Below are 7214 nucleotides of genomic sequence, written 5' to 3' on the forward strand. Positions count from 1 at the left end.
GCCGAGGGTGCCAAGGTCCATTCCGAGGTAAAGCGCCCGTCCTGGCGGCCGCTGATGTACCAGTTGCTTGGGATCGCTGTTGTCTTCGGAGCGCTGGTGGCGTGGCTGCTGACGGCTGACCTCTCCGAGACGGAGCTGATCACCCTGGCGCCCGCAGCCCTCATCGGATACACGATCGACCATCTGGTGCTGACCGCCGTCTCCGCCCTGATTGTGCTGGCGATCGCCATTCCGCTCGGCATCCTGCTGACCCGCGCACCGCTCCGCCGGTTTACCGGGCCGGTCCTGGCCGTGGCGAACATCGGCCAGGCCGCTCCGGCGATCGGGCTGGTCGTGCTGCTGGCCTTCGCGGTGGGATTCGGGTTTTCCGCGGCCGTGATTGCTCTGGTGCTCTATGCGATCCTGCCGGTTCTGCGCAACACCATGGTCGGCATTTCGCAGGTCGATGGCCGCCTGGTTGAAGCAGGGCGCGGCATGGGCATGAGTGCGGTGGCGGTGCTGTTCAAAGTGGAGCTTCCGCTGGCCGTTCCCGTGATGCTCGCCGGTATCCGGACGGCACTGGTACTGCTGGTCGGTACCGCCGCGCTGGCTACGTTCATCAACGGCGGGGGCCTGGGAATCCTGATCACCACCGGAGTGAACCTGAACCTGGTGAACGTGCTGGTTGCCGGCTCCATCCTGGTGGCCCTGCTTGCACTGCTTGTCGACTGGATCGGGCGCGTTGTGGAGCATGTCGCCCGTCCGAAGGGACTCTAGATGTTGAAATCCTCATCGCTCACTTCTGCCGCGCGCAGGGGCGCCGCTACCGCCGTCGTACTCTCTGCCGGCCTGCTGGCAACCGGGTGCGGTCTGCAGCCAGCCACCTCCTATGTTCCGGCCTCCGGACCGGGCAGCATCACCCCGGTGGTGGATGGTGCACCGCTGACCGTGACGTCGAAGAATTTCACCGAACAGCTCATTCTGGGAAAGATCGGCGTGCTCGCAGCACAGGCAGCCGGGTTTGAGGTTACGGACCTGACCAATGTTCCCGGCAGTCAGCCGGTGCGCGAGCTGATGCTGGCCGGGCAGGCCGACGTAACCTGGGAGTACACCGGTACAGCCTGGCTCACGTACCTTGGGAAGTCGGAGGGCATCCCGGACCAGCAGGAGCAGTGGCAGGCCGTGTATGAGGCCGACCTGGAGAACGGACTCACCTGGGGCGAACCCGCACCGCTGAACAACACGTACGCCATGGCCATACGTTCCGAAGCGGTGGAAGAGCTGGGCGGCATCAGCACCGTCTCGGAGATCGCCGAACTCCCGGTCGAAGAGCGCACTTTCTGCGTGGAAGCGGAGTTCAACTCGCGCCCCGACGGGCTCACGCCGATGCTGGCGCACTACGGGATGGCCCGGGGAACTCCGGACGGCGTACCGGAGGACAACATCGACATCTATGACACCGGCGCCATCTATTCCGCGACGGATGAAGGCGCGTGCAACTTCGGCGAAGTGTTCTCCACCGACGGCCGGATCGATGCCCTCGACCTGACCATCCTCGAGGACGACCGCGGCTTCTTCCCCGCCTACAACGCGGCGCCGGTCTACTACACCGAGACGCTGGAGGAGCACCCGGAACTGCGGGACGTCTTCGCCCAGGTCGCCCCCACTCTCACCGACGAGGCGCTGCGGACCATGAACCTGCGCGTTGACGTCGAAGGAGAGGAGCCGGCCGACGTAGCGTTCGACTTCATGGTGGAGCAGGGCTTCATCACCGAAGCGGAAACCGTTCTCGGGGAAAGCTAGACAGGCAGGCGCAGTCCCAGCGCCGTGCTCGCGACCGTCCAGGCCCACGTCCACGAGCCGGCGATCACGGCGGCGAACAGCAGCAGCCATACCCCTGCCGGCAGACCGGTGGAGCGGTACAGGAGGTGGGCGTCGGACTGTCCGCGGTCGCGCCGTCGTCGTGCGTGGACAGACACCACCTTGCCGAGATCACGGACGGAGCCCACCAGCAGCGCTACCCCCAGGGCAACCACTACGTGCCCGGTCAGCTCGGCAGGCACGGCCACCACCAGGGCAGTGGAGACGGCCACCGCGCCCAGCAGGATGAGCACGCCGCCGGCGTTACGGATGAACAGCAGCGAGAGCAGCAGCACCAGCGCACCCACCGACAGGGCCGCAGGCGCCCAGCCCCGGAAGCCTGCCCAGACCAGTACGGCTCCGACGACGGCGGGGACCGGGTAGCCCCAGAAGGTTGCCCAGGCAGTGCGCCACCCGGGACGGCCGAAGGAGGTGGTCAACCCGGAATGGTCGAAGTTCAGCCGGATGCCCGTGACGCGCCGCCCCGTCATCAGGGCGGCGAACGCGTGTCCGAGTTCATGGACGACGGTGCTGAAGAGCCCGAAGTAGCGCCACGTCGCGTTGGGGATGGAGAGTGCAGCGGCAGCGAGCAGGATCAGCGCCGCCTCGGTCATCGTCAGCTCCGGCGGTTGGCTCCTGCTGAACCCCGCGACGATCCGCTCCCACCACTGCGCAAGGAATTCCACCCTCGGGATGCTACAGGGCAATCCCGGCCGAACGCGGGTCCGAATAGCTTTCACGAGATCAAACACGGTGCGGAAAGTATTAACGGACTCGCCGTGTGATGTTCATCCCGGGGCAGGAATGCCTCTGCTTTGATGAAGGTTAAATGAAGTGAAAGCTATTCGAGCTATCGACAAGGCGATCATGAACTTCCGGACGGCCGAGCACCCACGGCCGCAACATTTTATCCTGCACATGAGCGACACCCACCTGGTGGGTGGCCCGGAACCCCTCTACGGGTCGGTGGACAGCGAGGCACGGCTTCGCCAGATCTTCGCCGACCTGGAGGCATCCGGATCCCGGCCGGAGGCAATTGTCTTCACCGGCGACCTCGCGGACAGAGGCGAAGCCAAGGCCTACGCCAAGCTCCGCAATATCGTGGAACCCGCCGCGCACAAACTCGGTGCGGAGGTCATCTGGGCCATGGGCAACCACGACGACCGCGCCACCCTCCGCAGAGAACTGCTCAACGAGCCCGCCGACACCGCCCCGCTCGACCGCAGCTATATGGTCAACGGCCTGCGGATCATCACGCTGGACTCGACGGTGCCCGGCCACCACCACGGCGAAATCAGCCACGAGCAGCTCGTCTGGCTGGCCAACGAACTGCTCACCCCGGCGCCGTATGGAACCATCCTGGCCCTTCACCATCCACCGGTCCCGTGTGTCCAGGACCTGGCCGTCCTGGTGGAACTCCGTGACCAGAGCCGGCTCGCCGACGTTCTCCGCGGTACCGATGTCCGCGCCATCCTCGCCGGGCACCTGCACTACTCCACCAGCGCGCTGTTCGCGGGCATCCCCGTGTCGGTGGCGTCCGCCACCTGCTACACCCAGGACCTCACCTACGACGACGGCGGCACCCGCGGCCGCGACGGAGCGCAGGCTTACAACCTGGTCCACGTGTATGACGACACGGTGGTGCACTCCGTGGTGCCGATCGGTACCTACCGCGCGGTGGGCGAAACCGTCCCGCGTGAGGAGACACGCAGGCGCCTGAAAGCGGCCGGCGTGCAGATCGCTGCGGCGGCACCCGCCAGGGCGCTCACCGGCGTCTGACCAACCGGTTCGCCTATTTCTCCCAGGGAGCCTTCACGGGGAAGTACTTCTCCAGGAAATCGGTCACTACCCGCGCGCGTTCTTCAGCCGGGATTTCCGGGAAGCTGCCGTCATTGAGGCAGAACAGGTCCATGTTGCGCTTGTCCAGCAGCTTGTGCAGCCTGCGCAGCCCGGAACGCATGGTGGTGTCGATGTACTTCACCCTCGCGGACTCCTGGGTCACTGCACGGCCGGTCAGCAGCGCGTAGTAGTGGTACAGCGAGTTGGTGACGGAGATGTTGTCCTTCGCGCGGAACTTTGACGCCGCCGTGGCGGCAAACTCCTCCGCGAACTCGTTCTCCATCTCCTCCATGACGCTCTTGCGCAGAGGCGCGGCCGTGTGTTCCAGGTGGCGGGTGGTGATGCGGCCGAAGCGCTCGTGCAGGAGGCGCCGGTTCACGCGGGCAGCGTTTTCGAATCCGCTGCGTTCCGCATCGTTTTCGCCGAGCCCGATGCGGGTGTCCGCCTGGATGAACTTGGTGATCCCGCCGGGGGAGAAGAACATATCCGGGCCCACCGGGCGGCCGAAGAACATGTCGTCATTGGAGTACAGGAAGTACTCGGAGAGCCCAGGAATATGGTGCAGCTGGCACTCGACCGCCTGCGAGTTGTACGTCGGCAGCACAGACGGGTCCTTGAAGTGCTCCTCCGAGCGGACCAGTGTCACTGAGGGGTGGTCGGCCAGCCAGTCGGGGCGCTCGGAATCCGTAGCGATGAAGATGCGGCGGACCCACGGAGCGAACATGTAGACGGACCGCAGCGCGTACTTCAGTTCGTTGATCTGGCGGTACCGGGCCTCATGATCGTCGCCCTCGCCCACGACGGCGTTCTTCATGCGGGCGGCCCTGGCGGCCAGGTACTCGGGCGAGCTGCCGTCCACCCAGGTGAACACCAGGTCGATGTCGAAGTCGATGTCCGTGGCATGGTCTGCGAACATGTTGTCGATGGTCGGCCAGACCAGGCCGTGGCGGGTGACGGAACCGCGGACAACCTCGTTTGACGGCAGGGTGCGCCGGGTCAGGGAGTTCTCCATGGGGAGGACAATCCGGTCGCCGTCCAGGGACCACAGCTCAATCTGTACACCGGCCGAGGGGCCGAAGGTCAGGCCGCCGATCGGTTCAATTCGGGGCCGGAACAACCGGAAGATCCGGGCCTTGTCGCTGGGGGAGAGGGCGCCGTCGGCCACCAGCAGCGTAGTGCGCCGCTTGGTGTCCACGGTGCGTGAGTAGAAGGGCTCATTGCGGCACGCTTCCACGAGCGCCTCCCGCAACCGCTCCCGGTTCTTCAGGTCCACCGCGACCACGGGGCGTTCATCATTACCGCGGACCAGCAGGTACTCGAGACCGGCGCGCTCGAGCGCCTCACGGATGAACAACAGGTCTTCAACCATGGCCTGGTGCGGCGTTGTATCCGTGTTGATGAGCGCAAAGCGCCGCTTGACCGTGGTGATGTCATCGCGGTCATTGAACCGGGCAACGGCGGCACTGGACGCCGACTCGAGCAGTTCGGTGTCGTTCTCCACTTCGGGCGCGCCGAAGTACACATCATGCTGGGCGGCGGTATCTGTAATGGGATCCTCCAACGGTGTCAACAATGCGGGTGAGGCCGGTGCGGCAGGCAGATTGCTTGCACGGGTGCTGCTCCAATGATAAGCCTGCCTACAGGTAGCCCTGCCTACTTGGCGTGCTCCGCGCGGGGGTGCGCTGTAACGGAAGGAACGTCATGGCGGACAAAAGCTTCACAGGACTGTTGAGCCGGCAGATTGGAAACGAGTTCGCGGCATCCCAGCAATATCTGGCCATCGCCGTGTGGTTCGACGGGCAGGATCTGCCGCGTCTGGCGGCCCATTTCTACCGGCAGTCGCTTGAGGAACGAAACCATGCGCTGATGATGGTCCAGTACATGCTGGACCGGGGCCAGGACGTGCAGATTCCGGCCGTCGAATCGGTGCGCAATGACTTCTCCTCGGTTGTTGAACCGATCGCGCTGGCCCTGTCGCAGGAGAAGCAGGTCACCGCGGATATCGAGGCGATGTTCGCCCAGGCCAGAAAACAGAACGACGCGCTCGGCGAGCAGTTCATGCTCTGGTTCCTCAAGGAACAGGTCGAGGAGGTGGCGTCCATGTCCACCCTCCTGACCATTGTGGAGCGGGCGGACAACCTGTTCGACGTCGAGAATTTCCTTGCCCGCGAAACCGTGGGCGACGCCGGCAGCGATCCGAATATGCCGCCCACCGCCGGCGGCGCCCTGTGACGCTGGCGGAGTTCCCCACGGACTGGCAGCGGGCGCTCGTGCTCATGGCCCACCCGGATGACCCTGAGTACGGCACGTCCGCCGCCGTCGCTGAATGGATAGCGCAGGGCAAGGACGTCCGCTACGTCCTCGCAACGCGTGGCGAGGCCGGCATCGAGGGGCTGCCGCCGGAGGAGAGCGGTCCGCTGCGTGAGGCTGAGCAGCGCGCCGCCTGTGACCGGGTGGGCGTGGAGGTGCTGGAATTCCTGGGCTATCCGGACGGTCGCCTGACGGAGTCGCTCGACCTTCGGCATGATCTGGCCGCAGCCATCCGGAGGCACCGGCCGGACGGCGTCATCACCCTGAATCACGGTGACACCTGGGGCCCCGGAACATGGAACTCGGAGGATCACCGTGCACTGGGCCGGTCGGTCCTGAACGCGGTGGGCGACGCCGCGAACGAGTGGATCTTCCCGGACCTGGAGGGCCCGCGGCATCAGGTGAAATGGACGGCAGTCCTCAGCATGAACCCCACCCACGCCCTTCCGGTCAGCGAGGAGAGCGTCGACAAGGCGATCCTTTCCCTCGCCGCGCATTCCCGGTACCTGCAGGCTCTGGACAGCAGGCCGGTTGAGGAGCAGGCCGCAGAGCAGGTCCGCCAGGCCACTGCCCGCGATGTCGGCGGCCCCGCCGTCAGCTTTGAGCTGTACGGGCTCTGAACGCGTCCGGCCCCGACTCCGGGCCCCAGCCCGTACTGGGTGGGGCGGAAAAAGCGGCGTGCAGGCGGGAACGCGGGTTATTTCCGCCCGGTCGAAACGGCCGGCGCCTCCACCGCATAGAAGCGCCGCGGATCCTGCAGCAGAGCCGGGTACTCGAAGTCGCTGCGGCGCAGCCAGCCCGCCAGCGAAATGGGGCGGCGCGCGGTGCCCGGCCCGCCGTCGTCGTCCTTCTCACTGGTCAGCGGACCGAGGGTGCCACGGCGGAGGCGGGCACCACCATCCAGAACGACGGCGGCAGCGTCGCCGTCGCGCGCCAGTTCGGTGAAGGCCGCGTACTGGCGGGACCACTTCGGGACCGCCCGGCCGGCGGGCGGATGCCCGGGCAGGACGAGGGCGTCGCCGTCGGCAGTGTCCACCGGACCGTGCCATACCCAGAGGCGCTCGCCGACGGGCTCCACGGGAATGAGCTCAAGCTCCGGTTCCGGCCAGGAGTACGGCAGGTCGGCAGGGATGCCGGGAAACCGGTCTCGGTAGAACCCGGGCGACTTCTGGATGAGGTTCGACTGGTGGCTGAGGTGGACGTCCGGGTTGCCGAGCCACGGCGGG

At 66.1% G+C, this 7214-nt stretch carries 7 protein-coding genes and 1 pseudogene; 5 read left to right on the top strand and 3 right to left on the bottom strand.

Features of this window, described 5'->3' with window-relative positions; genetic code table 11:
• Positions 1-54: 54 nt before the first annotated feature.
• The gene (locus X803_RS0114015; RefSeq protein ID WP_051470773.1) at positions 55-756 is read left to right on the top strand and encodes an ABC transporter permease; all 702 of its coding nucleotides are present in this window, start codon (positions 55-57) and stop codon (positions 754-756) included.
• On the top strand, positions 757-1782 hold the full coding sequence (locus X803_RS0114020) for a glycine betaine ABC transporter substrate-binding protein (protein ID WP_035779155.1): 1026 nt from the start codon (positions 757-759) through the stop codon (positions 1780-1782).
• On the opposite strand, the gene X803_RS0114025 is transcribed toward X803_RS0114020, so the two are convergent.
• On the bottom strand, positions 1779-2525 hold the full coding sequence (locus X803_RS0114025; RefSeq protein ID WP_026545610.1) for a M50 family metallopeptidase: 747 nt from the start codon (positions 2523-2525) through the stop codon (positions 1779-1781). The genes X803_RS0114020 and X803_RS0114025 overlap by 4 nt on opposite strands.
• A 181-nt stretch (positions 2526-2706) precedes the next feature.
• Here X803_RS0114025 and X803_RS0114030 point away from each other — a divergent pair, with 181 nt between their 5' ends.
• Entirely contained in the window at positions 2707-3618 is a 912-nt protein-coding gene (locus tag X803_RS0114030) for a phosphodiesterase (RefSeq protein ID WP_035779157.1), read from the top strand.
• Between the two features lie 13 nt (positions 3619-3631).
• Here X803_RS0114030 and X803_RS0114035 read toward each other — a convergent pair whose 3' ends face one another.
• Complete coding sequence (locus X803_RS0114035; RefSeq protein ID WP_253907485.1) at positions 3632-5200, bottom strand: stealth conserved region 3 domain-containing protein; 1569 nt, start codon at positions 5198-5200, stop codon at positions 3632-3634.
• A 179-nt stretch (positions 5201-5379) separates the two neighbouring features.
• Here X803_RS0114035 and X803_RS0114040 point away from each other — a divergent pair, with 179 nt between their 5' ends.
• Both X803_RS0114040 and X803_RS0114045 read left to right on the top strand, forming a co-directional pair.
• Complete coding sequence (locus X803_RS0114040) at positions 5380-5910, top strand: ferritin (RefSeq protein WP_026545613.1); 531 nt, start codon at positions 5380-5382, stop codon at positions 5908-5910.
• Complete coding sequence (locus X803_RS0114045) at positions 5907-6608, top strand: PIG-L deacetylase family protein (protein ID WP_253907480.1); 702 nt, start codon at positions 5907-5909, stop codon at positions 6606-6608. The genes X803_RS0114040 and X803_RS0114045 overlap by 4 nt, the downstream gene beginning before the upstream one ends.
• A 77-nt stretch (positions 6609-6685) precedes the next feature.
• On the opposite strand, the pseudogene X803_RS22865 reads toward X803_RS0114045, so the two are convergent.
• Positions 6686-7214 (bottom strand): annotated as a pseudogene (locus tag X803_RS22865) (hypothetical protein); the annotation flags it as partial.

Origin of the sequence: Arthrobacter sp. 35/47, assembly GCF_000520475.1 — a bacterium.
Lineage (GTDB): Bacteria > Actinomycetota > Actinomycetes > Actinomycetales > Micrococcaceae > Arthrobacter_D > Arthrobacter_D subterraneus.

Excerpts from the sequence above, each read along its gene's own strand:
- X803_RS0114015 (WP_051470773.1), top strand. The coding sequence starts at position 55 with ATGTACCAGTTGCTTGGGATCGCTGTTGTCTTCGGAGCGCTGGTGGCG.
- X803_RS0114030 (WP_035779157.1), top strand. The coding sequence starts at position 2,707 with ATGAACTTCCGGACGGCCGAGCACCCACGGCCGCAACATTTTATCCTG.
- X803_RS0114020 (WP_035779155.1), top strand. The coding sequence starts at position 757 with ATGTTGAAATCCTCATCGCTCACTTCTGCCGCGCGCAGGGGCGCCGCT.
- X803_RS0114040 (WP_026545613.1), top strand. The coding sequence starts at position 5,380 with ATGGCGGACAAAAGCTTCACAGGACTGTTGAGCCGGCAGATTGGAAAC.